The organism is Sphingomonas sp. Leaf28 (assembly GCF_001421685.1).
Taxonomy (GTDB): domain Bacteria; phylum Pseudomonadota; class Alphaproteobacteria; order Sphingomonadales; family Sphingomonadaceae; genus Sphingomonas; species Sphingomonas aurantiaca.
The window spans coordinates 394,147-417,930 of the sequence record NZ_LMKX01000007.1 but is presented as its reverse complement, the minus strand read 5'-3'; the positions used below and the strand labels follow the sequence as shown (position 1 = coordinate 417,930).

Sequence of the window (23,784 nt, the reverse complement as noted above, 5' to 3'; positions counted from 1 at the left end):
GTTTGCCCTTCCCCCGTTACCGCAAGCCCGAGGTCGCGATCGCCTATTCGTTCCAGACCAACTGGCTGACCTCGCCCCCGCCCGGGCCCAACACGATGCAGGAATATTTCAAGACCAGCTATCCCGACCAGGCCAAGGCCGCGCTCGAACCGCTGTTCGTCGACAACATCGATACCGCCGTGATCGACATCGGCCACGACCCGATCGATCGCTACAAGCTCGTGATCCTGCCCAGCGCGTACATGATCGACAAGGAAACCGCGGACGCGGTGCGGCGCTATGTCTCTAACGGCGGTACGGTCATCATGACCGGCTATTCCGCCAAGGTGGACGAGACGGGCAAGTGGTTCGAGACGCCGCTGCCCGGCCGACTGACCGATGTGTTCGGCGTGCGGACGAACGAGTTCTACCGTGCCGAACAGCCGCTGAAGGTGACGTTCGAGGGCAAGGAGCAAACCGGCAGCGATCCCTATTACGAAGTGCTCGAACCCAGCACGGCCAAACCGTTGGCGATGTTTACCAACACCCCCCGGCCAAGCCCTGCGATCACCGTCAACCGCTTCGGCAAGGGTCGGGCGATCTATCTCGCCACTGCCGCGCAGCCCGCCTTTCTCGATCCGCTGGTCCGGTCGCTTTATGCCGAACTCGGGATCGAGCGCGGCCCCGTCACGCCGCCGGGCGTGGTCGCCCGGGTCGTCGAGGGGCGCACATTGTACGTCAACACCAGCAACGCGCCCGTGCGCGTCGCGCTCGCCGGCCAGAAGCACGATACGCTGACGGGCAAGACGTACACCGGCTCGCTCGATCTAGCGCCCTACGGGGTGGCGCTCCTGCGGTAAGGCCGGTCGACCGCCCCTGCCCGGCACACGCAGCCCCCGTCGTCCGGGATCTTCGATGGCTGGCCGGTCAGAGTCGGAACTCCTGATCGCAGGCATCCGGCCATCGGCGAGAAATCTGGTTGATCTGCATCCCGTTTCTGCAATTATCCGACAAAATTTCATTCGTGCTATGATAGCGCTACCCAAAGGGCACAGGCCCATGGAGAGGATTTCGATGTACATTTCCCCAGCGCGTGCGCTCACGCCATCGTCCGAGCCATCTCTCCACACGACGCGCGTGGGATGGTCGTCGCGACTGGTGGCACGCCTCGCGATCGGGGCCTCGCTCGCGACGCTGGGGACGGCCGCGAACGCCGCGCCGATCGCGACGGTCGATCGCAACGGCAGCCTGGTCTCGGTCGAGGCCTATGCGCCCAACATCGTCCGCGTGACGATCGCGACCGATCGCGGTCAGGTCGACGCGCCCCCCGGCGATGGTCCCAACGCCAAGCCCAACGCTGCTGGCTGGACGCATCAGACCACAAATAGCGCCGACGTGTTCGCCTCCGCCGCGCTGTCGCTGTCGGTCGATGCGAAGCCGTGGCCCAAGGCGCCGTCGCAGATGGAGCGCTATTTCGCGCCGTCGCTGCCGCCGGTCTCGGTAACGATCCGCAAGCCCGACGGCACGATGCTGACGCAGATGACCGGCTGGGAAATGGCCCCGCACACCGTCAACGGCGAGAAGACGTTCCGGGTCGGCGCAAGCTTCGCCTCACCCGCCGACGAGCATTATTACGGGCTGGGCCAGAATCAGGAGGGCAAGCTCGATCTGCGCGGCCGCACGATCGACTGCCGCCACAATTACGATGCGCCCGCGGGCGAGACGGTCTGCGTACCGTTCATGGTCACCAACAAGGGCTATGGCATCGTCTGGGACAATCCGTCCGCGACGATCGTCTCCCCCGGTTTGCACAGTTCGACGCACTGGCAGTCGGAAGTCGGCGAGCGGGTGTCGTTCTTCGTCATCACGGGCGCCACCACCGACGAGATCTATGCCGGCTATGCCACGCTGACCGGGACGACGCCGCTGCCGCCAAAAGCCGCATTCGGGCTTATCCAGAGCAAGGCGCGGTACGAGACGCAGAAGGAACTGCTCGGCATCGCCGACGGCTATCGCAGCCGCGGCCTGCCGCTCGACATCATGGTGCTCGACTGGTTCTACTGGTCGCGCATGGGTCAGCTCGACATCGACCGTACCTATTTCCCTGATCCCAAGGGCATGAACGACACGCTCAAGTCGATGGGGATGCATTCGATCATCAGCGTCTGGCCGCGCTTCGAGAAGGAATCGCGCTATTTCGACCTGCTGTCGACGAAGGGCTGGTTCCTGAAGGACAAGGACGGCAACGTCGTCGACGGGCTGCCGATCCGCTCCGACCGCGCCGGCGCGTTGATCGACAGCACCAATCCCGATGCACGCCACTGGTTCTGGGAGCGGATCCGCGACAACATCGCCAGCCAGGGCTTCGACTGGTTCTGGCTCGACGAGACCGAGCCCGACCTGGTGCCCGACGGCAGCTTCTATTCGATCGGCTCGGGCGACCGCTATCACAACGTCTTCCCGCTGCTCCACACGACGGGCGTGGCGGAGGGGTCGGCGAAGGACCGCCCCACGATGCGCAACCTGATCCTGTCGCGCGCCGCCTATCTTGGCGCACAGCGCAATGGCGGACTGTTCTGGTCGTCGGACATCAAGTCGACCTGGGAGGCGCTGCATCGCCAGGTGCCCGCCGGGCTGGGCTTCACCGCGAGCGGCATGGCCTATTGGGGCAGCGACATCGGCGGCTGGCAATGGCCGAGCGGGCCGAAGGCGACCCGTCCCGTGCTGGTCGATCCGGCAGGCGCAAAGGCGATGGCACCCGACTATGCGGATTACCCCGAGCTGTTCACGCGCTGGTTCGCCTATAGCGTGTTCACGCCGACGTTGCGGATCCACGGCCAGCGCCCTGCCACCGCGATCTGGGAATATGGCGCAGCCGCCGAGCCGATCCTCGCGAACTTCCTCAAGCTCCGCTACACGCTGATGCCCTACATCTATTCGCTCGGGCGCCAGACCTACGAGAGCAACGCGCCGATGATGCGCGCGCTGTTCATGGATTTCCCGAACGATCCCGCGGTCGCCGACATGGGCGACGAATATATGTTCGGCCCCGCCTTCCTGGTCGCGCCCGTCACCGAACAGGGCAGGACCAGCCGCCAGGTCTATCTGCCCGCGGGTGCCGACTGGTATGACTACTGGACCAACCAGCGGTTCACCGGCGGCCAGACCGTCACCGCGAACGCGCCGATCGACAAGATCCCGCTGTTCGTGCGCGCCGGGTCGATCATCCCGATGGGCGTCCAGGTGCTGAGCACCGCGACGGCGCAGGCGCTGGAGAGCATCCGCGTCTATCCCGGCGCCGATGCCAGCTTCGCGCTGTACGACGATGACGGCGTGACCAACGCGTACCAGACCAAGGGTGGTCGCAAGGCCATGCTGCGCTGGGACGACAAGACCGCAAAGCTGACCGCGTCGGGCAAGCTGCCGACCGGGCAGAATGCCGCATCGCTGGTCCAGATCGTGGGTGCCAAGTGAGGCGCGGGCTGTTCATCGTCGCACTGTCGCTCTCCGCGGTGCCCGCGACGGCGCAGACCGTGTTGCCCGGCGATCCCTATGCCGGCGATCCGGTCGGGATCGTCGCGGACCCCTGCCCCGCGCACCCCGCGCCGACCGACGGCGCAGGGTGGGAGGCGTGGAAGCGGCACATGATGATGCGCGACTATGGTCAGCTGTGCCGGTACCGCGCGCAGAACGACCAGCTAAAGGCGTCGCGCACGCCCGTCCGCGTGATCTTCATGGGGGATTCGATCACCGACAACTGGATCGGCGCAGATGCCGCGCTGTTCACCGACGGCGTCGTCGATCGCGGGATCAGCGGCCAGACCACGCCGCAGATGCTGGTGCGGTTCCGCGAGGACGTGATCGCGCTCAAGCCGCGCGCGGTGCAGATCATGGCGGGCACCAACGACATTGCGGGCAACACCGGCGCCTCGACGATGGAGATCGTCCAGGGCAACATCGCCAGCATGGCCGACCTCGCGCGCGCAAACGGTATCAAGGTGATCATCGCCTCGATCCCGCCAGCCGCCGCCTTCCCGTGGAGCAAGGACAAGCAGCCGGTGCCGCAGATCCGCGCGCTGAACGGCTGGTTGAAAAGCTATGCGGCGAAGAACGGCTTCACCTATGTCGACTATTACACCGCGCTCGCCACGCCCGAGGGCGCGATGAAGCCGGGCCTGGCGAGTGACGGCGTCCACCCGACGCCCGCCGGCTATGCGGTGATGCGACCGCTTGCGCTTGCCGCGATCCGCCGGGTATCCGGGGCCAAGTGAGCGTCGATCTCAGCCGCCGGTCGGTGCTAGCAGGGATAGCAGCACTCGGTCCCGCGACGCACGCGCTGGCGCAGAGCCCAATGGGGTTGGCGCGTGGTCCGGTGCAACCGACCTGGCAGTCGCTGGTCGATCACTATCGCTACCCCGACTGGTTTCGCGATGCGAAGCTCGGGCTGTGGTCGCATTGGGGGCCGCAATCGGTGCCCGAGCAGGGCGACTGGTACGGCCGCCTGATGTATCTGCAGGGGCACCCCGCGTACGACCACCACCTCAAGACCTATGGCCATCCGACCCGGTCGGGGATGATGGAGGTGATGAACCGCTGGACCGCAGAACGCTGGGATCCCGATGCGCTGATCGCGCGCTATGCCAAGGCGGGCGCGAAATATTTCGTCTCGCTCGCCAACCATCACGACAATCTCGACTGCTACGACAGTCGCTATCACGCGTGGAACTCACTGCGCGTCGGGCCGAAGCGCGACGTCGTGGGAACATGGGCGAAGGCGGCGCGGCGGGCCGGGCTGAAGTTCGGCGTGTCGAACCATGCCGCGCATAGTTGGCACTGGTACCAAACCGCTTACGGCTATGACCCGACCGGGCCGCTGAAGGGGCAACGCTATGACGCCTTCACGCTGCGCGCCGCCGACGGCCGCGGAAAATGGTGGGACGGGCTCGACCCCCAACAGCTCTATACCGGCGCGCACGCGGTTCTGCCGAACGGGATCGACACGATCGCGGCGATGGCCGCCTGGCATGAGGCGAACGACGGCCAGTGGATCGAAACGCCGCCACCGAACGATCCGGGCTATGCCGCCAAATGGCTGCTCCGCCAGACCGACCTGATCGACACATACAAGCCCGACTTCTGCTATTTCGACGACTACGAACTGCCGTTCGGTCCGATCGGGCTGCAGGCGGCGGCGGACTATTACAACCGCTCGATCGCGTGGCACGGCACGATCGATGTCGTGCTGACTGCCAAGCAACTGAAGCCCTATGCGCGCTTCGGGCTGGTGCAGGACGTCGAGCGCGGCTTCACCGACCATCTGTGGGACGAGCCGTGGCAGACCGACACGTGCATCGGCGACTGGTTCTACAATGTCGCGCGCCTGACCGACAAAAGCTACAAGACTGCCGAACAGGTGATCCAGCGGCTCGCCGACGTCGTGTCGAAGAACGGCAATTTGCTCCTGTCGATCCCGCAACCGGGCGACGGCTCGATCGACGGCGAGGAGGAGAAGATCCTCGATGGCATGAGCCGCTGGATCGCGGTCAACGACGCGGCGATCTTCGGCTCGCGGCCGTGGCGGATCTATGGCGAGGGCCCGACCAAGCTTCAGGCGGGCATGCAGAACGAGCAATCGTCGGGGGTGTTCACGCCGCGCGACGTGAGGTTCACCACCAACAAGGGGGCGCTCTACGCGCTGTTTCTTGGCTGGCCGCGGGGCGAGGTCACGATCGAGGCGCTGGGGCGCCACCGCTTTGCCGAGGGCGCCGTCGAGCGCGTGACATTGCTCGGCGGTGCGACGATCGCGCACCGCCGGGATGCGCGCGGGTTGCACCTGACGATGCCCGCGAACCCTGGCGGCGGGTTCGTCCCCGTCCTCAAAATCGAAGGGCGCGGGCTGGTATAAGCGTTCGCGTCAGCCGAGCACGGCTGCCCCGCGATCGACCACCGCGCCTTCGCTCTCGGCCTGGCGGATGAGGATCATGACGTCCTCGATGATCGACCGGATCGTCGCGCTGGCGGAGCCTGCGTCGCGCGCGGCGATCGCCTCGAGCACGGCCTTGTGCGCGGGCAGGCTGGCGCTGCGGCCCTTGAAGCGGTTGGTGAAGCGGATCGAGGTGCGCAAAGCAGTCGACACGAGATCCTCGAACTGCGCGAAGAAAGGATTGTCGCACGCGCGCAGGATCGCGACGTGGAACGCAATATCGGCATCGAGCGCATCGTCATCGCCGCGCTCGGCCGCCTCCATCCGCGCATAGCCTGCCGCGATCATCGCGACGCCCGCCGACGTCGCGTGCATCGCTGCAAGCTGCGCCGCCATCGGCTCGACCGCGAGGCGAAGCTCGTTGAAGCTGCGCAAGAGCGGCAGCGTGAACTGGCGTTCGAGCAGCCAGCGCAGCACGTCGGTGTCGAACAGGTTCCACGCGGTGTTCGGCTGGATGATCGTGCCCTGCCGTGGACGCGCGGACAGCAGGCCCTTCGCGGTCAGCATCTTGACGGCCTCGCGCGTCACCGACCGGCTGACGCCGTGCTCGGTCGCCAGTTCAGCCTCTGTCGGAAAGCGTTTTCCGTCATAATGGCCGGTGACGATCGCACGGCCCACCGTATCGAGCATTCCGTAGGTGAGGTTGCGGCCCAAAGCCGTGCGGACCTTGGTAGGCTTGGGTTCGATCATGCGGCTTGGTCGCCCAAAATCGGGGTGGCGACAAGTGGTCCTTTCCATATCGTAGGGGCGAAGCAGGCGCGGGGGACGCTACGTGTTTCCCGACGCTGCGGCGGCGGTCGCCTTGCGGCTAGGTACGGCGTGCGTCGCCGATCGCGGTGGCCAATCGCAAAGGACATCACAATGGTCGAACTCGTCAGCGAGCGCGCAGACGCCGGAGCAACACTCCCGGTCGTGTCGTGGAGCGCGGATATCGCGACGCGGACGGGCTATGTCTTCCATGTTCGCCCCGCCTGCCCCGCCGACGAGCCTGCGCTCGGGGCGTTCTTCGAGCATGTCGACGTCGAGGATCTGCGGTTTCGCTTCCTCAGCGCGATTCACACAGTCGGCCATAACCAGCTCCGCGCGCTCGTCACGGTCGATCACCAGCGCACCGAGAATTTCCTCGCCTTCGATCCAACGACCAACGCGATCGTCGCGACCGCGATGCTGGCGGCGGATGAAAGCCTCGCGCGCGCCGAAGTCGCGCTGGCGATCCGCAGCGATTTCAAGCGTCGCGGCATCAGCTGGAGCATGCTCGACCATGTCGCCGCGTTCGCGCGTGCCAGGGGGATCACGACGCTCGAATCGATCGAGAGCCGCGACAACCACCAGGCGATCGAACTGGAACGCGAACGCGGCTGGATCGCCGCGCCATGCCCCGGCGATCCGTCGTCGATGATCCTGCGGATGACGCTGTCGACGTAACGGCCCCGCTGACCGCTGCTTCATCGACGGTTGCGCCCTGCGGTGGCGTCACTACGACCCGACGCGACGGGACCCGCGCGGAGAGGTGACAGTGGAGAAGATCGGCTTTGGCGGCGGCTGCCACTGGTGCACCGAAGGGGTCTTCCAGGCGTTGCGCGGCGTCGTTCAGGTGGATCAGGGGTTCCTCCAGTCCGAGCCGCCCTGGGACGCGTGGGCGGAAGGTGTGATCGTGACCTTCGATCCCGCGATCATACAGCTCGGCATTTTGGCGGAGGTCCACCTCCGGACGCATTCGGCGAGCGGTACCTACTCGCCGGAAGGGCGGTATCGCAGCGCGGTGTACGTCTTCGACGATCAGCAGCACGACGAAGCCGCGCGCACGATCGCGCAGTTCGCCAGCGACACGGGCGAGCCAGCCCGGACCGCGGTGCTCGCGTTCGTCGGGTTCCGCGGGTCCGAGGAACGCTACCGCAATTACTACCAGACCGATCCCAGCCGGCCGTTCTGCCGCCGCTATATCGACCCCAAGCTGGCATATATCCGGCAGCACTTCGCCGACCTCGCGCTGCCCTGACTGTCATGCCGTCCGGGGCTCAAGCGCGAGGCCGTAGACGCCGATCGCCGATGTACGGCATAGCCGCCACGACACACCGGCAACGCAAGAGACGAACAATGACCGCAACGATCATCACCCCCAGCGGGCCGGGCGCAATGGAAGCCGGCCTCGTCCTCGACGAGGAAGGCGGCCGGTTCGTCGTGCTGACCTTCAAGGAACCCAACGGCGAACCGACGCTCGTCACCTTCACGGTGCCGGTCTTCCAGAATTATGTCGAGCATCTGGTGCGCACCGCCAAGGCCGCCGGCGAGGAGGCGAACTGGGGTATTCCCGGCTGAAGGTCAGGCCGGGGCCGTCCCCGGCTTACGCGTGCAACGACGCCAATATGCCGGAGACCTTCGCGCGAAGCTCGGGCTCGCGCGTAATCTCCAGCATCGCGCTGAGGCTCCCGCGCGCCGCGCCGATCTCGCCGCTGGTCAGTTCGAGACGCGCGCGTTCCCACCAGGCATGGCCCGAGTCGGGTGCGACGAGCGTCATGCGGTGATAGAGAATGAGCGCGCGTCGGCCGTCCCCGGCCGCTTCGGCACGTGTCGCCGCATTCATCAGCAGGCGCAGAAGGATCGCGCGGTTCGGCATCGTCGCGACATGGTTTGCCGCCGCGACCCGACCAGGATCCACCGCGTGGAGCAGCGCGACGAGCTGGTCGCGATCGACCGGCTCACCGCCGCGAAACGGGTCGATCATCACCGGAACCGCCTCTTCGCCGACCAGCACGAGCACATGCCCCGGCACGTCGAGGATGTTCGCCGTCCAGCCCAGCCGCCGCGCCGCCGCGACATACAGGATCGACAGGCTGACGGGCAGGCCGCGGCGACGCTCGATGACGCGGATCATGTCGGTGTTGGCGGGATCGTCATAGGTCGCGGAGTCGCCGACGAAGCCGAACTCGTCGCCGATGACGATCGCGAGCAATTCGGCCTGCGACCGCGCGTCGAGACCCTCGCTGCCGGCCGCTTCCAGCCGGTCGGCGATCGCCTGGAAGACGCCCTGGAACGCCTCGCGACTGGCGCGAGGGTGATCGGGCAGCGCCAAGGCGAGTGCCGCCTCGTCGAGAACGACGTCGGCGTCGTCGATTAGGCCAAGGTGGATGAGATCATCGTGCATCCCGCCAAGATGGGAGCGCCGCGATCTTCCGCAACGCCTTCGGGGAGGCCGCTGCAAGCGAAACATCCCGACCTTGCGCTTGCGTGTTACCGCTCCCACCAATAGTGCATGCGCAACGCTGGCCGACGCAGTCGCGACGATACGGCCTGCATCGTTTGACCTGGAGAACTGACATGGACGGCACCTTCCCGATCGGCGCACGCGCCGTAAGCAGCGACGTCACCTTCCTGGCGATCGACCCGTCGACCGACGCGAAGATCGAGCCCGCCTTCGCGGTATCGAGCCAGGACGACATCGCCGACGCATGCTCGCTCGCCGACGCCGCGTTCGACACCTTCCGCGAGACCGACCCCGAGGCGCGCGCGGTGTTCCTCGAGACGATCGCCGACGAGATCGAGGCGATCCACGCGCCGCTCGTCGCGCGGGCGATGCAGGAGAGCGGCCTGCCGCAGCCACGGCTTGAGGGTGAGCGCGGTCGTACCACCGGCCAGCTCCGCCTGTTCGCCAAGCATCTGCGCCAGGGGACATGGGCGTCGGTCGTGATCGATCACGCGCAGCCCGATCGCAAGCCTGCGCCGCGCTCCGACCTGCGCCAGCGTCGAATCGCGGTCGGTCCGGTCGCGGTGTTCGGTGCGTCGAACTTCCCGCTCGCTTTCTCGGTCGCAGGCGGCGACACCGCCTCCGCACTGGCCGCCGGCTGCCCGGTTGTCGTCAAGGGCCACCCCGCCCATCCCGGCACGTCGGTGATGGTCGGCAAGGCGATCCAGGCCGCCGTCGCGAAGTGCGGCCTGCCCGAAGGCGTCTTCTCGCTCGTCCAGGGCCCCGCCAACGAACTCGGTGCCGCGCTCGTCAACGATCCGCGGATCAAGGCGGTCGGCTTCACCGGATCGCGCAGCGGTGGCCTGGCGCTGGTCGCGCTCGCCGCGGCACGGTCCGAGCCGATCCCGGTCTATGCCGAGATGAGCAGCATCAACCCGGTCATCCTGTTCCCCGCCGCGCTGGCTGCGCGTGGCGAAGCGCTCGGCAAGGCGTATGTCGGATCGCTGACGATGGGATCGGGGCAGTTCTGCACCAACCCCGGCATCGTCGTTGCGGTCGACGGCCCCGACCTCGACACCTTCGTCGAAGCGGCGGCCGCTGCGCTGGGCGAGGCCGCACCGCAGGTTATGCTAACCCCCGGCATCCATGCCAGCTACGAGCAGGGCGTCGCAGCGCTCGCCGGCCATGACTCGGTCGAGACGCTCGCGCGTGGCACCGACGCCGAGGGCGCGAACCGCGGCCGTGCGGCGCTGTTCTCGACGACCGGCAAGGCGTTCGTCGCCGACCCGGCGCTGTCGCACGAAGTCTTCGGCGCGGCGTCGATCATCATCCGCTGCGCCGACCTCGCCGAGGTTCGCCGCGTGCTCGAGACGATCGAGGGCCAGCTGACGATCACGCTGCAGATCGACGAGGGCGACCATGCCGACGCGGCGGCGCTGCTGCCGGTACTCGAGCGCAAGGCGGGCCGCATTCTCGCGAACGGCTGGCCGACGGGTGTCGAGGTCGCACCGGCGATGGTGCATGGCGGCCCCTTCCCCGCCACCTCGGATCCGCGCACGACCTCGGTCGGAACCGCGGCGATCGAGCGGTTCCTGCGCCCGGTCTGCTACCAGGACCTGCCCGACGCGCTGCTGCCCAAGGCGGTCAAGCACGGCAACCCGCTCGGCCTGCCGCGCACCGAGGGGTGATCGCGCGGCGCGCGGTGGCGGGAGCGGTCGAGTGACCGCCTCCCGCCACCGTTCGTATTCCACCGTTCGTATTCCACCGTTCGTATTCATTGACACGCGTGCGCGGCAAACCCACTAGTCGAACATGACAACACCCGCCTCGTCGCGCATCATTTCCCTGCCAGCCGATCTTGGCCGCCAGATCGACGATCTCGCCGCGCAGGGCCATGGCGATGTGACCGCGATCATCCGCACCGCGCTCGACCAGATGCGTGCGCCGCGCACGCCCGTCGAGGCGCTGATCGGCGGCGGCGAATGCGGCATGCTGGTCCGCCAGCGCGACTGGAGCGCGACCTCGCTCGGCGCGATCGAGACATGGCCCGCCGAGCTCCGCGTCACGCTCGCCAACATCATCAATTCGCCGGTGGCCAAGGTCGTGATGTGGGGCCCCGATCACGTCATGCTGTACAATGACAGCTATCGCGCGGTGGCCGGCGACCGTCACCCCGCCGCGCTGGGCAGTCCGGTCGCGACCGCATTCCCCGAAGTGTGGGACTGGAACCGCGCCGTCCTCGACGCGAGCCAGCGCGGCGAGACCGTGGCCTATCGCGACCAGCCGATCCTGTTCCAGCGGCCTGACGGCCCCGAGACGCTCACGCTCGACCTGTTCTACACCCCCATCTACTGTGCGGGCGGGAGCGTCGGCGGGGTGCTGTGCACGATGGTCGACAATAGCGGCCGGGTCGAGGCCGAGCACCGCCTTGCCGCCAGCTCGGCCGAACTGCGTCGGGTCACCGACGCGGTGCCGATGCTCATCTCGTACATCGATTCCGACCATGTCTACCGGCTCGCCAACGCGCAATATGAGAACTGGCTGGGCGTTGCGGCCGACGCGATGATCGGCAAGCCCGTCCGCGATGTGCTTGGCGAGGCCGTCTACGAGGATCGCCGCGCATCGTTCGATCGGGCTTTGGCGGGCGAGAGCTTCGTCGCGCAGACCGTGTTCCCGCACCGCGACGGCCGCCCGCGGCGCGCCGAGTTCCGCTATGTGCCGCATGTCGCCGCCGATGGATCGATCCCGGGCCTCTACGTGCTCGGCATCGATGTCGAGGACCGGGCCCAGCGCGAGGCCGAGCTCGGCATCAGCAACGGCCGGTTCCGCACCGCGATGGACGCGGTCCACGGCGTGCTCTGGACCAACAGTCCCGACGGCCGGATGATCGGCGAGCAGCCCGGCTGGGCGGCGCTCACGGGGCAGTCGATCGACGCGTATCAGAATTTCGGCTGGGCCGACGCGATCCACCCCGACGACGTCGCGGCGACGATCAAGGCGTGGACCAGCGCGGTGCTCGCCAAGTCGATGTTCGTGTTCGAACACCGCGTCCGCCGCCATTGCGGCACGTGGCGCACGTTCGCGGTGCGCGGGCTGCCGATGCTCGACGCGGCGGGCGAGGTGATCGAGTGGGTCGGCGTCCACACCGACATCACGCACCAGCGCGCCGCCGAAGCCGCGCTGCGCGACCAGGCCGAGGCGCTCGCGCGCCAGGTCCGCCACCGCGAACGCGCCGAGGACCAGCTGCGCCAGCTCAACGAGACGCTCGAGGCGCGGGTCATCCGCGAGATCGACGAGCGTCGCCAGGCGGAGGCCAAGCTCGCCCAGTCGCAGAAGATGGAGACGGTCGGCAAGCTGACCGGCGGCGTGGCGCATGATTTCAACAACCTGCTCCAGGTCGTGTCGGGCAATCTGCAGCTCCTCGGCAAGAACCTCGCGGGTAACGAGCGCGCCGAACGCTGGGTCGCCAACGCGATGGCAGGCGTCACCCGCGGATCGAAGCTCGCCGCCCAGCTGCTCGCCTTCGGGCGCCGCCAGGCGCTCGAGCCGAAGGTCGTCAACGTCACGCGGTTCGTCCGCGGGATGGACGACATGCTGCGTCGCGCGATCGGCGAAGGCGTCGAGATCGAGACGATGGTCGGCGGCGGGCTGTGGAACACCTTCATCGACCCCGCGCAGATCGAGAACGCGCTGCTCAACCTGGCGATCAACGCGCGCGACGCGATGGACGGCCAGGGCAAGCTGACGATCGAGCTCGGCAACGCGCATCTCGACGACACCTATGCACGTACGCATGACGAGGTCGAGCCCGGCCAATATGTGATGCTGGCGGTGTCCGACACCGGCACCGGCATGAGCCCCGAGATCATCGAGAAGGTCTTCGAACCGTTCTTCTCGACCAAGAGCGAGGGCAAGGGCTCGGGACTGGGCCTGTCGATGGTCTATGGCTTCGTCAAACAGTCCGGCGGGCATGTGAAGATCTATTCCGAGGTCGGCGAAGGCACGACGATCAAGCTGTACCTGCCGCGCGCGATGGAGACCGAGGACGTCGAGGTCGTCGCGGATGCCAGCCCGATCTCCGGCGGGACCGAGACCGTGCTGGTGGTCGAGGATGATGACGAGGTGCGCAGCACGGTCGTCGAACTGCTCACCGATCTCGGCTACAGCGTGCTCAAGGCAGTCGACGCCGCGAGCGCGCTCAACGTCATCGAAAGCGGCGTGCCGATCGACCTGCTGTTTACCGACGTCGTGATGCCCGGCACGCTGAAAAGCCCCGAGCTCGCGCGCAAGGCCAAGGAACGCCTGCCCGACCTCGCGGTGCTGTTCACCTCCGGCTATACCGAGAACTCTATCGTGCATGGCGGCAAGCTCGATGCCGGGCTCGACCTGTTGTCGAAGCCGTACACGCGCGAAGCATTGGCGCGGAAGTTCCGCCAGGTGCTCGCCAACCGCCAGCGTTCGGGCAATCCCGCCGCCAAGGCAGCGCGCGACGCCCGGATCGACGCCGACCGCCGGCTCGACACCCCTGCCCGCCGCACGGTGTTGCTGGTCGAGGACGACGCGATGATCCGTGCCAACACCGCCGAGATGCTCCAGGGCAGCGGGTTCGTCGTGGTCGACGCGGCGAGTGCCGAGGACGCGATGACCGCGCTGCAGACGGTCCCCATCGACGCGCTGGTGACCGACGTGAACCTGCCGGGCGTGTCCGGTCCGGACTTTGCACGGACGGCGCGCGCGCTTCGCCCGGGGGTCGGCATCGTCTTCGCCACGGGCGATACGGCTTCGGTCGCGGACGAGACCGATGCGATCATGCTCGAAAAGCCTTATGGCCTCGACGCGCTGGCGGCAGCGGTGCTGGCGTCGCTGGGCGAGACCATGCTCGCGGATCCGCTCGTTGCGGACACCGCAAACCGGGTCACCCAAGTAGATTGACGATTGGCGCTGATTGATCGCCTGAGACAGCGCCCCATATCCCGCATCAGGGTTGCGCTTCGCGGCCGATGAAGGATGCGACGTGACCGAAGACCGCGGTGCCAAGGCCAGTGCAGGGCGTGCCATCCCCAGTGGGCGCCTCGCGCGACTGGGCGTCTTCGGGCGGCTTGCGGGCGGGGTTGCGGGCGGTGTCGTCGCTGAGGGTGCGCGGCGGCTCGCCAGCGGTGAACGGCCGAGCATGGGCGACCTGCTGCTGACCCCCGCCAACGCCACCCGCGTCGCCGACCAGCTCTCGCACCTGCGCGGCGCGGCAATGAAGCTGGGCCAGATGATCTCGATGGACGCGGGCGACATGCTCCCGCCCGAGCTCGCGACGATCCTCGCCAAGCTGCGCAACAATGCGCACCACATGCCGCCGCAGCAGCTCGATCGCGTGCTCGCCGCCGAATGGGGCAAGGACTGGCGCCGCCGGTTCGCGCATTTCCAGGCGCATCCGGTTGCCGCCGCCTCGATCGGACAGGTCCACCGTGCACGCCTTCCCGACGGCGCCGAGCTGGCGATCAAGGTCCAGTATCCCGGCGTGAAGGACAGCATCGACGCCGATGTCGACAATGTCGCGACGTTGCTGCGCGTGTCCGGGTTGATGCCCAAGTCGCTCGATATCGCGCCGTTGCTGGGCGAGGCGAAGCGCCAGCTGCACGAGGAGGCGGACTATCTGCGCGAAGCGACGATGCTTGAACGCTATGGCGCATTGCTGGAGGGCGAGAGTGCGTTCGTCGTGCCTTCGTTCGTGTCCGAGCTGACGACACCGCGCGTCCTCGCGATGAGCTTCGTCACCGGCGTTCCCGTCGAATCGCTCGAAACCGCGCCGCAAGAGTCGCGCGACCGCGTCATGCACGATCTCGTGTCGCTGGTTTTGCGCGAGTTGTTTGAATGGCAGCTGATGCAGACCGACCCGAACTTCGCCAATTACCGCTGGCAGCCCGACACGCAACGCCTCGTCCTGCTCGATTTCGGCGCGGCCCGCCCCCTCCCCGCCGAAACCGGCGAAGGCTATCGCCGCCTGCTTGCCGCGGCGCTCGCGGGGGACCGCGATGCGGTGCGCGAGGCTGCGGTCGCCGCCGGCTTCCTCGGCGAGGCGGCGGTCGAGCGGCATCGGGCGCTGGTCGACCGGATGATCGATGTGATCCTGGGGGAACTCGCCAAGCCTGGCCCGTTCGATTTCGGCGATCGTGCGTTCGTCGGCGTGCTGCGCGAACAGGGCACCGAGATCGCGCGCGACCGCGAGACGTGGCACCTTCCGCCGATCGACACGCTGTTCGTCCAGCGCAAGATCAGCGGCACCGCGCTGCTGGCCGCGCGGCTGAAGGCCCGTGTCGACATCCGGTCGATGGTCGCCGCCTATTGCGCGGAGCCGGCCTAGCTGGAAGTCGCGGTTGCGGTGCGGAGCGCGGCGGCGAGTTCGCCCATCGAATAGGGTTTCCGCAACAGGTCGAACCCGTGCGCTCCTTCGCGCGAGATGACCTCGCTATAGCCGCTGGTCAGCAGGATCGCGGTCCCGGGATAGCGCCGGCGGATTTCGCGCCCGAGCTCGATCCCGGTCATGCCCGGCATCATCACGTCCGAAAAGACCACGTCGAAGCCCACCGCGTGCGCCTCGAGCAGATCGAGCGCCTCCTCGGCATCGCGCGCGAACACGATCGCGTGCCCCAGATCAGCGAGCGCGGAGATCGCGAACGCGCCGACATCGGGATTGTCCTCGACCACCAGGATATGCAGCGGCCCCTGGTCGGGACAGGCGGCCAGCACCGGATCGAGCGTCATCGCGCCGGCATCGCGTTCGCGCGGCAGATACAGCGCGAACACCGCGCCCTCGCCGGGGACGCTGTCGACGATCACCTCGCCACCCGATTGCTTGACGAAGCCGAACACCTGCGACAGCCCCAGCCCGGTACCGTGGCCGACCGCCTTCGACGTGAAGAACGGTTCGAAGATATGCTCGATATGCGCAGGATCGATCCCGGTGCCGGTATCGCGGATCGCGATCCTGACGAAATCGCCGGTCCGCGCCGCGTGACCGCGTACCGCCGGGATCCGCTGCGCGGTGTCGACGTCGATCGTCAGGCTTCCCCGCTGGCGCATCGCATCGCGCGCATTGACCGCCAAGTTGACGATCGCGGTCTCGAGCTGGCTGGCATCGGCGTTCACCAGGCACGCCTCGTCGGGCAGCCGCATCGACACATCGATAAACGCCCCCGACAGCGTCACGATCATGTCGGTCATCCCGCGCACGATCGTCCGCGCATCGAGCACGGTCGGCGTCAGCGACGACCGCCGGGCAAACGCCAGCAACTGGTTCGTCAGCTTCGTCGCGCGGTCTGCGGTATCCGCGATCGCGGTGATGTAGCGCGTTCGCCGATCCTCGCTCAGCCCCGGTCGCTTGAGCAGATCCGTCGAGCCGCGGATCACCGTCAGCAGGTTGTTGAAGTCATGCGCGATGCCGCCGGTGAGCTGGCCTAGCGTCTCCATCTTCTGCGCCTGGCGCAGCGCGTCATGCGCCTCGGTCAGCTCGAGCGTGCGCTCGGCGACGCGCTGTTCGAGCGTGTCGTTGACGTCCTGGACCGCCTTGAACAGCCGCGCATTGTCGATCGCGATCGCCGCCTGCGCCGCGACTCCGACCAGCAACCGCTCATGCCGTTCGGTGAACCGGGCGACGTCCGAATGGCCGAACAGCAACCCACCCAGCACCGTGCCCGACCGCGACGTCACCGGTACCGACAGATAGCTGCGGACCGGGAGATGGCCCTTCGGCATGCCGTAATGCGGCGCGCTGCGCCCGTAGCGCGGGTCGGCGAGGATGTCGTCGGAGCGGATCACGCCCTCGTTACGGAAGGTCGGGCCGAACACCGCGGTCGCGCGCGGCCGGCCGAGCTTCTCGAACGCCGCGCGCTCTGCACCCGTCAGCGTGAACAGATGGAGCTTCTCGCCTGTCTCATCCATCAAATTGTGGAAATATGCACCGAACTGCGCACCGGTCAGCTTTACGCCCGCGTCGGTCACCATCTGGATCAACGGTTCGAGCTCGAGCTCCGCGGCCAGTGCCGCGCCCGTGAGGTTGAGCGTCTCGAGCGTGTGCGTTTCGCCTCTCAGGCCGCGCTCGGCGAGGACCGCGTCGGTCGTCTCGACGATGACCGCCAGCACGCCGCCCGCGACGCCGCGCTCGTCGAGCACCGGCGAATAGTTCAGGTCGAGAAAGACTGGCTCGTCCCGTTTCGGGAAATACTCCGTCATGTCCTGCCGCGCAAACGACAGCGTCTCGCCTGCAAGACACACCCGCAGGACATGCTCGTTGAACGCGCGGGCCTCGGGCCACGCATCCGCGACCTTCGCGCCGAGCGAGCCGGGATGCCGCGCGCCGATCACCGCCGCGAACGCGTCGTTGTAGAGCATCACGCCATCGGTGCCCCAGAGCAGCGCCATCGGCACCGGCGCGCGCAGGATGATCGCGGTCGCGGTCTTGAGCGGGTGCGGCCACGCCTCGACCGGACCAAGTGCGGTCGAGGACCAGTCGGTTGCGCCGATCAGTGCCGCAAGGCCGCCGCCGCTCCCCAAGAATGCAAACGCCCCCGCCACCGTCCTACCTTTTCCTATATCGTCGCGATAACCAGAAGACCCGACCTCGCCCAAGGCCGAGGCGCGCGACTGGCTGCATCATAGTCGCGAACGAACGCCGCACCAACGCGATACGATCGGCACATTACAAGCCCGTGGCATTTCAACAAGATACGTAGTCGACCCTGTCATGCTGACGTTTCGGCCATTCTGCGCCTCGCGGGCGGCAGACTGGGATCCAGCGGGCACTGAACTGCGTGCTTTACATCGGCAATACACTCGGTACGTTGCAGCTTCGAAACGAACGGGGGTTCCTGCATGCTCGATCTGGTGAATGTCACGCACGTCTATGCCAATGGCACGCGAGCGCTGGACGACGTGACGCTGAGCATCCCTACCGGCATGTTCGGGCTGCTCGGGCCCAATGGCGCGGGCAAGTCGACGCTGATGCGGACGGTGGCGACACTGCAGACCCCGACCTCGGGCACGATCCGGTTCGGCGACATCGACGTGATCGCCAACCCGGAGGCGCTGCGCGAGACGCTCGGCTATCTCCCGCAGGATTTCGGCGTGTATCCGCGCGTCTCCGCCTACGACATGCTCGATCATATGGCGGTGTTGAAGGGCATCGCCTCCGCGCGCGAACGCAAGGAGACGGTCGAGACCTTGCTCAACCAGACCAACCTGTGGACCGTCCGCAAAAAGGCGATCGCCGGCTTTTCAGGCGGCATGCGCCAGCGGTTCGGGATCGCGCAGGCGCTGATCGGCAACCCCGGGCTGATCATTGTCGACGAGCCGACGGCCGGGCTGGATCCCGAGGAGCGCAACCGCTTCCTCAACCTGCTGGCCGAGATCGGCGAAAACGTCGTGGTGATCCTGTCGACGCATATCGTCGAGGACGTCGCCGATCTGTGCCCGCGGATGGCGGTGCTGGCGGCGGGACGGATCCAGCTCGAGGGCGCGCCGCTCGACCTGATCCAGCGGACCCGCGGCCATGTGTGGGCCAAGACGATTGGCCGCGACGAACTCGACGCGGCAAAGCTCCACTATGAGGTGATCTCGACGCGGCTATTCGCGGGCCGGACGATCATCCACATCCTGTCGCCCGAGGACCCCGGCGACGGCTTCACCGCCGCGCATGGCGGGCTGGAGGACGTGTATTTCTCGACGCTGTCGCGGTCGCGACGCGTACCGGCAGCGACAGCCAGCCAGTTCGCAGCCGCCTGATGTTCGGTCAGATCGCTCGCTTCGAGCTGCGCTATCAGTTGCGCAACCCGGTCTTCTGGACCGTCGCGATCCTGTTCTTCCTGCTCAGCTTCGGATCGATGACGATCGAGCAGATCCAGATCGGCAGCGGCGCGAACATCCACAAGAACGCGCCGGTCGCGATCGCGCAGGTCCATCTGATCATGTCGCTGTTCTTCATGTTCGTGACGACCGCGTTCGTCGCCAACGTGATCGTCCGCGACGACGATAGCGGGTTCGGGCCGATGGTGCGCTCGACCCGGGTCAGCAAGTTCGATTACCTGACCGCGCGGTTCCTCGGCGCGTTCGGGGCGGCCGCGCTCGCCTTCGCCGCCATCCCGCTGGCGATCTGGCTGGGATCGCTGATGCCGTGGGTCGATGCCGAGAAGCTCGGGCCGAACCGGCTTGGCGACTATGCCTATGCCTATTTCCTGCTGGCGATGCCGAGCGTGTTCATGACCTCGGCGATCTTCTTCGCGGTGGCTACGATGACGCGGTCGATGATGTACAGCTATCTCGGCGTCATCGTCTTCCTCGCGCTCTATCTAACGATGAACATGGCGCTGCGGGCGAAGCCCGAATGGCGCGCGGTCGGCAGCTATTTCGAGCCGTTCGGGCTCGGCGCGTTCGGCACCACGACTCGTTACTTCACCGCGAGCGAGGCCAATGCCGGACTGCCGCGCTTCGCAGGCGTCCTCGTCTGGAACCGGCTGTTCGCGATCGCGATCGGCTTCGTCGCGATCGGCATCGCCTATGCGCGCTTCTCGTTCGCGGAGCGCCGGGTCTCGAAACGCGCGCTGCGCAAGCAACGCCGGACTACCGAGAAGCTCGCGGCCACCGCGCCGGTGCTGGTCGACCGCCTGCCCGCCGCCCGCCCCGCCGCGGCCGCCTGGACACGGCTTCGCGAACGTTGCCGGTTCGAGATGACGCTGGTGTTCCGTAGCCCGGCGTTCCTCGTGCTGATGCTGATCGGCGTCTTCAACACGCTCGCCGGCCTGCTCGCCACCAACGAGATGTACGGCACTGCGATCCGCCCGCTGACCTTCGCGCTGATCGGCACGCTGGAGGGCGCGTTCGGGATCATTCCGGTGATCATCGCGATCTATTATGCGGGCGAACTCGTCTGGCGCGATCGCGAGCGCGGGATGCACGAGATCGTCGATGCGACCCCGCTGCCCAACTGGGCGTATCTCGCGCCGAAGGTACTTGCGATCACCGGCGTCCTGTTCGCGACCTCGGTGGTGGCGGTGGTCACGGCGTGCGCGGTGCAGCTCGCGCGCGGCCAGACCGATCTTGCGCTCGGGCATTATGCACTGTGGTGGGTGCTGCCGATGACCGTCGATGCGGTGATCCTCGCGGTGCTGGCGGTCTTCGTCCAGGCGCTGAGCCCGAACAAATATGTCGGTTGGGCGATCATGGTCGTCTACCTCGTCAGCACGATCACGCTGACCTCTATCGGCTTCGAACACCCGCTCTACCAATATGGCAGCGCCGGGACGGTGACGCTGTCTGACATGAACGGCGCGCAGATCGGTGGCGCGCGGGGCTGGTGGTTGCGGCTCTATTGGGGTGCGATCGCGCTGGGGCTGTGCGTGCTGGCGCATCTGCTCTGGCGGCGCGGCACCGAGACGCGGCTGCGCGTACGCGTTGCGCAGGTGCCCGGCCGCCTTCTCGGTGCGCCCGGCCTGGTGTTCGCGGCAGCGCTGCTGGTGGCCGTCGCGACCGGCGGTTTCCTGTATCACCAGATGGACATCCTCAACGTCTATCGCACCAAGCAGGACGGTGAGGCCCGCCTGGCCGCCTATGAGAAGAAGTATCTGCGGTATGTCGGCGTGAAGCAGCCTTCGGTCACCAACATCCGGCTCGCCGTCGCGCTCTATCCCGATCAGCGTCGGCTCGAGGCGGACGGCGTGTATGCGTTCGTCAACGATACCGGCGCGCCGGTGCGCGATCTCCACGTGCGCCTGCCCGACGACAAGACCCGGCTGGGCGCGGTCGCCATTCCCGGTGCCACGCTGGTGATGAAAGACGCCGACCTTCAATACCGCATCTACCGGTTCGCGACCCCGCTGCCGCCTGGGGCACGCGGCACGCTGACGTTCCACGCCACCCGCTGGCAGCGCGGCCTCGTCGCCAATGGCGACGACACGCGCGTCGTCGGCAACGGCACCTTCCTGGAGAATCGCGAGTTCTCGCCGCAGATCGGGATGAGCAAGGACGGCCTGCTGCAGGACCGTTCCAAGCGGCGCAAATACGGTCTGGTGCCTGAGCTGCGCCCCGCCAAGCTCGAAGACCGCACCGCGCAGGACCGCAACCTGCTGTTCAATACGCCATGGGTCCGCTCGGACATCACCGTCTCGACGGTTGCGAGCCAGGTCCCGGTAGCGCCCGGCCGGCTGGTGTCGGACAGCGTCGCGGGTGGTCGCCGTACCGCCCGGTACGTCTCGACCGCACCGATCCTCGCCTTCTTCTCGGTGCAGTCCGCGTCTTATGCGCAGAAAGGCCGGCGCGTCGACGGCACCGCGCTACGCGTGTTCTACGACCCGCAGCACGCGTTCAACGTCGATCGGATGCTCGACGCCATGCAGCGGTCGCTGCGCTATTACCGCGCCAATTTCGGGCCCTATCAATTCGATTATGCCCGGATCCTCGAATATCCCGGCTATGCGAGCTACGCGCAGGCGTTCGCGGGCACGATCCCCTATTCCGAACGCATCGGGTTCATCGCCGACAACCGCGACACCGCCAAGATCGACTATCTCAGCTACGTCACCGCGCACGAACTGGGCCATCAATATTGGGGGCATCAGCTCGTCTCTGCCGACATGCAGGGCGGATCGATGCTGATCGAGACGATGGCGCAATATTCGGCGCTGATGGTGATGAAGCACCAATATGGCGACGACAAGATCCGCCGTTTCCTGAAGTACGAACTCGACAGCTATTTGCGATCGCGCGGCGGCGAGGTCGTCGAGGAAGTCCCGCTCGATCGTGTGGAGAGCCAGGGCTATATCCATTATCGCAAGGGGTCGCTGGTGATGTACCTGCTCCAGGATCGGCTGGGCGAGGCGCGCGTCAACGCGATGCTGCGCGGGCTGCTCGCGCGCTATCGGTTCAAGGGCAAACCCTATCCGCGCTCGCTCGATCTGGTCGACGGCTTCCTGTCGCTGGCACGCACGCCAGCGGAACGGCAGCTGGTCGTCGACCTGCTCGACCGGATCACCGTCTATGATCTCAAGGCGATCGCCGCCGTGACGGACAGGCGCCCGGATGGCAGCTACGAGACCGTGGTGACGATCCAGGCCGCGAAGGCCTATGCTAACGGCGCGGGGGCCGAGACGAAGGCCGCGCTCGCCGATACGATCGACGTCGGCCTGTTCGACCAGCGGCCAGGGCTCGGCAGCTTTGCCGCGAAGGACGTCATTTCGAAGGATCGGCGGGCGATCCGGTCGGGCGAACAGACGATCCGGATCGTCTCTCGCCGGAAGCCCGCCTTTGCCGGCATCGATCCGTATAACCTGTATGTCGACAGGAACGGCGACGACAATGTCGTTGCGGTCAGCGGCCAATGACGCCGGCGATCGGCGGCGGTGTGTGGCGGGTTGTGGGCGTACGGGGCGAAGGCGTTGCGCTTGACAGTCCCCGCGCGGTCGCGATGCTGGGCGGATGAAAGCCGTCCTGCCACTTGCCGCCCGCCCGCTCCTTGAACCGCATCTGCCCGATACGCTCGAAACCGCGTGGTTCGCGACGCCCGCCGATGCCAAGGCGATGATCGCCGATGCGGACATCGCCTGGGTCGACATGCAGCCGACCGAGCTCGTCGCCGAGGCGCTCCGCGCGGCGGGCCCGCGACTGGCCTGGGTCTCGACTATCTATGCAGGGCTCGACGCATTTCCGCTCGACTTGCTGAGCGCCAAGGGCGTCACGCTGACCAATGGCGCGGGGATCAACGCAATCACGGTGGCGGAATATGCGGTGATGGGCGTGCTGGTCGCCGCCAAGCGGTTCGATACGGTGCTGCGCGCCTATGACCGGCAGGCGTGGCTGAAGGATGCCCCCGGCAAGATCGAACTCGACGGGACGAAGGCGCTGGTCATCGGCTATGGCACGATCGGCCGGATGATCGGGGATCGGCTTGCGGCGTTCGGCGTCGACGTCACGGGGGTGACGCGGACCGGTCGCGACGGCACGATCCCCGCGGACGCGTGGCGCGACTGGCTCGGCACGTTCGACTGGGTGATCCTTGCCGCGCCGTCGACCGGCGCGACGGCGGCGATGATCGGATCCTCCGAACTCGCGCGGATGAAGCCATCGGCCTGGCTGATCAATATCGCGCGCGGGGACATGATCGACGACGACGCGTTATGCGCGGCGCTGGCGGACCGATCGATCGCCGGCGCGTTCCTCGACCCCACGCATCCCGAACCCCTGCCCGCCAGTCACCCGCTGTGGACCGCGCCCAATGCGATCGTGACGATGCACATGTCGGGCCGAAGCCAAACGACGATGTTCGAACGCGGCGCTGCGCTGTTCCTCGAGAATCTCGACGCGTTCCTCGCGGGTGCGCCGATGAAGAACGTGGCGGACCTGCGTGAAGGCTATTGACGGTTCGACGGCGCGGCGGCCGGCGCGGTACCGGCCGTGCGGTTGTAGCTCTTGACGCCACGGCGCCGCAGCCGGTCGGCCCGGCGGCGCCGCGTGAACACGATCAGAACGGGTATGGCGATTACGACACCGGCAGCGATAATTGAAAATGCAATGATCAGACGCAAGGGAATATCCATCGTCGGCTCATGGCAAAGAGGCAGTCTGTATGCCATAACAATCGTTACCGGACGGGGCAGAAATC

At 67.0% G+C, this 23,784-nt stretch carries 17 protein-coding genes; 13 read left to right on the top strand and 4 right to left on the bottom strand.

The window, feature by feature from the left end; translation table 11 throughout:
* Positions 1 to 2 precede the first annotated feature (2 nt).
* The 4 genes from ASE79_RS08365 to ASE79_RS08350 all read left to right on the top strand — a co-directional run bounded on the left by ASE79_RS08365 (position 3) and on the right by ASE79_RS08350 (position 5,884).
* Positions 3 to 839 (top strand): beta-galactosidase, encoded by an 837-nt coding sequence (locus ASE79_RS08365; RefSeq protein WP_235516820.1) that lies wholly within the window; start codon positions 3 to 5, stop codon positions 837 to 839.
* Positions 840 to 1,053: 214 nt separating this feature from the next.
* A complete protein-coding gene (locus tag ASE79_RS08360) occupies positions 1,054 to 3,453 on the top strand; it encodes a TIM-barrel domain-containing protein (protein WP_082445190.1) in 2,400 nt (799 codons plus the stop codon).
* Complete coding sequence (locus ASE79_RS08355; protein ID WP_056414610.1) at positions 3,450 to 4,250, top strand: SGNH/GDSL hydrolase family protein; 801 nt, start codon at positions 3,450 to 3,452, stop codon at positions 4,248 to 4,250. Before ASE79_RS08360 ends, ASE79_RS08355 begins: the two co-directional genes overlap by 4 nt.
* Positions 4,251 to 4,330: 80 nt before the next feature.
* Entirely contained in the window at positions 4,331 to 5,884 is a 1,554-nt protein-coding gene (locus ASE79_RS08350; RefSeq protein WP_082445236.1) for an alpha-L-fucosidase, read from the top strand.
* Between the two features lie 9 nt (positions 5,885 to 5,893).
* Here ASE79_RS08350 and ASE79_RS08345 read toward each other — a convergent pair whose 3' ends face one another.
* Positions 5,894 to 6,652: a FadR/GntR family transcriptional regulator gene (locus ASE79_RS08345; RefSeq protein WP_056414604.1), complete on the bottom strand. Its 759-nt coding sequence runs from the start codon at positions 6,650 to 6,652 to the stop codon at positions 5,894 to 5,896.
* Positions 6,653 to 6,823: 171 nt separating this feature from the next.
* On the opposite strand from ASE79_RS08345, the gene ASE79_RS08340 reads away from it, so the two are divergent.
* The 3 genes from ASE79_RS08340 (at position 6,824) to ASE79_RS08330 (ending at position 8,281) form a co-directional block, all read left to right on the top strand.
* Positions 6,824 to 7,387: a GNAT family N-acetyltransferase gene (locus tag ASE79_RS08340; RefSeq protein WP_235516819.1), complete on the top strand. Its 564-nt coding sequence runs from the start codon at positions 6,824 to 6,826 to the stop codon at positions 7,385 to 7,387.
* Positions 7,388 to 7,478: 91 nt separating this feature from the next.
* Entirely contained in the window at positions 7,479 to 7,961 is a 483-nt protein-coding gene (locus tag ASE79_RS08335) for a peptide-methionine (S)-S-oxide reductase (RefSeq protein WP_200910343.1), read from the top strand.
* 98 nt (positions 7,962 to 8,059) lie between these two features.
* Positions 8,060 to 8,281 (top strand): hypothetical protein, encoded by a 222-nt coding sequence (locus tag ASE79_RS08330; RefSeq protein ID WP_130325346.1) that lies wholly within the window; start codon positions 8,060 to 8,062, stop codon positions 8,279 to 8,281.
* Between the two features lie 25 nt (positions 8,282 to 8,306).
* On the opposite strand, the gene ASE79_RS08325 is transcribed toward ASE79_RS08330, so the two are convergent.
* Entirely contained in the window at positions 8,307 to 9,107 is an 801-nt protein-coding gene (locus ASE79_RS08325; RefSeq protein ID WP_056414594.1) for a transglutaminase-like domain-containing protein, read from the bottom strand.
* Positions 9,108 to 9,280: 173 nt separating this feature from the next.
* On the opposite strand from ASE79_RS08325, the gene ASE79_RS08320 reads away from it, so the two are divergent.
* From ASE79_RS08320 to ASE79_RS08310, 3 genes are all read left to right on the top strand, one after another.
* Positions 9,281 to 10,834: an aldehyde dehydrogenase (NADP(+)) gene (locus tag ASE79_RS08320; RefSeq protein ID WP_056414592.1), complete on the top strand. Its 1,554-nt coding sequence runs from the start codon at positions 9,281 to 9,283 to the stop codon at positions 10,832 to 10,834.
* Between the two features lie 124 nt (positions 10,835 to 10,958).
* Positions 10,959 to 14,078 (top strand): PAS domain-containing protein, encoded by a 3,120-nt coding sequence (locus ASE79_RS08315; RefSeq protein ID WP_082445189.1) that lies wholly within the window; start codon positions 10,959 to 10,961, stop codon positions 14,076 to 14,078.
* 82 nt (positions 14,079 to 14,160) lie between these two features.
* A complete protein-coding gene (locus ASE79_RS08310) occupies positions 14,161 to 15,501 on the top strand; it encodes an ABC1 kinase family protein (protein WP_056415749.1) in 1,341 nt (446 codons plus the stop codon).
* Here ASE79_RS08310 and ASE79_RS08305 read toward each other — a convergent pair.
* Complete coding sequence (locus ASE79_RS08305) at positions 15,498 to 17,711, bottom strand: ATP-binding protein (protein WP_082445188.1); 2,214 nt, start codon at positions 17,709 to 17,711, stop codon at positions 15,498 to 15,500. The genes ASE79_RS08310 and ASE79_RS08305 overlap by 4 nt on opposite strands.
* 297 nt (positions 17,712 to 18,008) lie before the next feature.
* Here ASE79_RS08305 and ASE79_RS08300 point away from each other — a divergent pair, with 297 nt between their 5' ends.
* The 3 genes from ASE79_RS08300 (at position 18,009) to ASE79_RS08290 (ending at position 23,540) form a co-directional block, all read left to right on the top strand.
* Positions 18,009 to 18,917: an ABC transporter ATP-binding protein gene (locus tag ASE79_RS08300; protein ID WP_056414587.1), complete on the top strand. Its 909-nt coding sequence runs from the start codon at positions 18,009 to 18,011 to the stop codon at positions 18,915 to 18,917.
* Positions 18,917 to 22,507, top strand: a complete 3,591-nt coding sequence (locus ASE79_RS08295; protein WP_056414584.1) for an ABC transporter permease/M1 family aminopeptidase — start codon at positions 18,917 to 18,919, stop codon at positions 22,505 to 22,507. The genes ASE79_RS08300 and ASE79_RS08295 overlap by 1 nt, the downstream gene beginning before the upstream one ends.
* Positions 22,508 to 22,601: 94 nt before the next feature.
* Positions 22,602 to 23,540 (top strand): D-2-hydroxyacid dehydrogenase, encoded by a 939-nt coding sequence (locus ASE79_RS08290; RefSeq protein ID WP_056414581.1) that lies wholly within the window; start codon positions 22,602 to 22,604, stop codon positions 23,538 to 23,540.
* On the opposite strand, the gene ASE79_RS08285 is transcribed toward ASE79_RS08290, so the two are convergent.
* On the bottom strand, positions 23,534 to 23,719 hold the full coding sequence (locus ASE79_RS08285) for a hypothetical protein (RefSeq protein WP_056414578.1): 186 nt from the start codon (positions 23,717 to 23,719) through the stop codon (positions 23,534 to 23,536). The genes ASE79_RS08290 and ASE79_RS08285 overlap by 7 nt on opposite strands.
* Positions 23,720 to 23,784 lie beyond the last annotated feature (65 nt).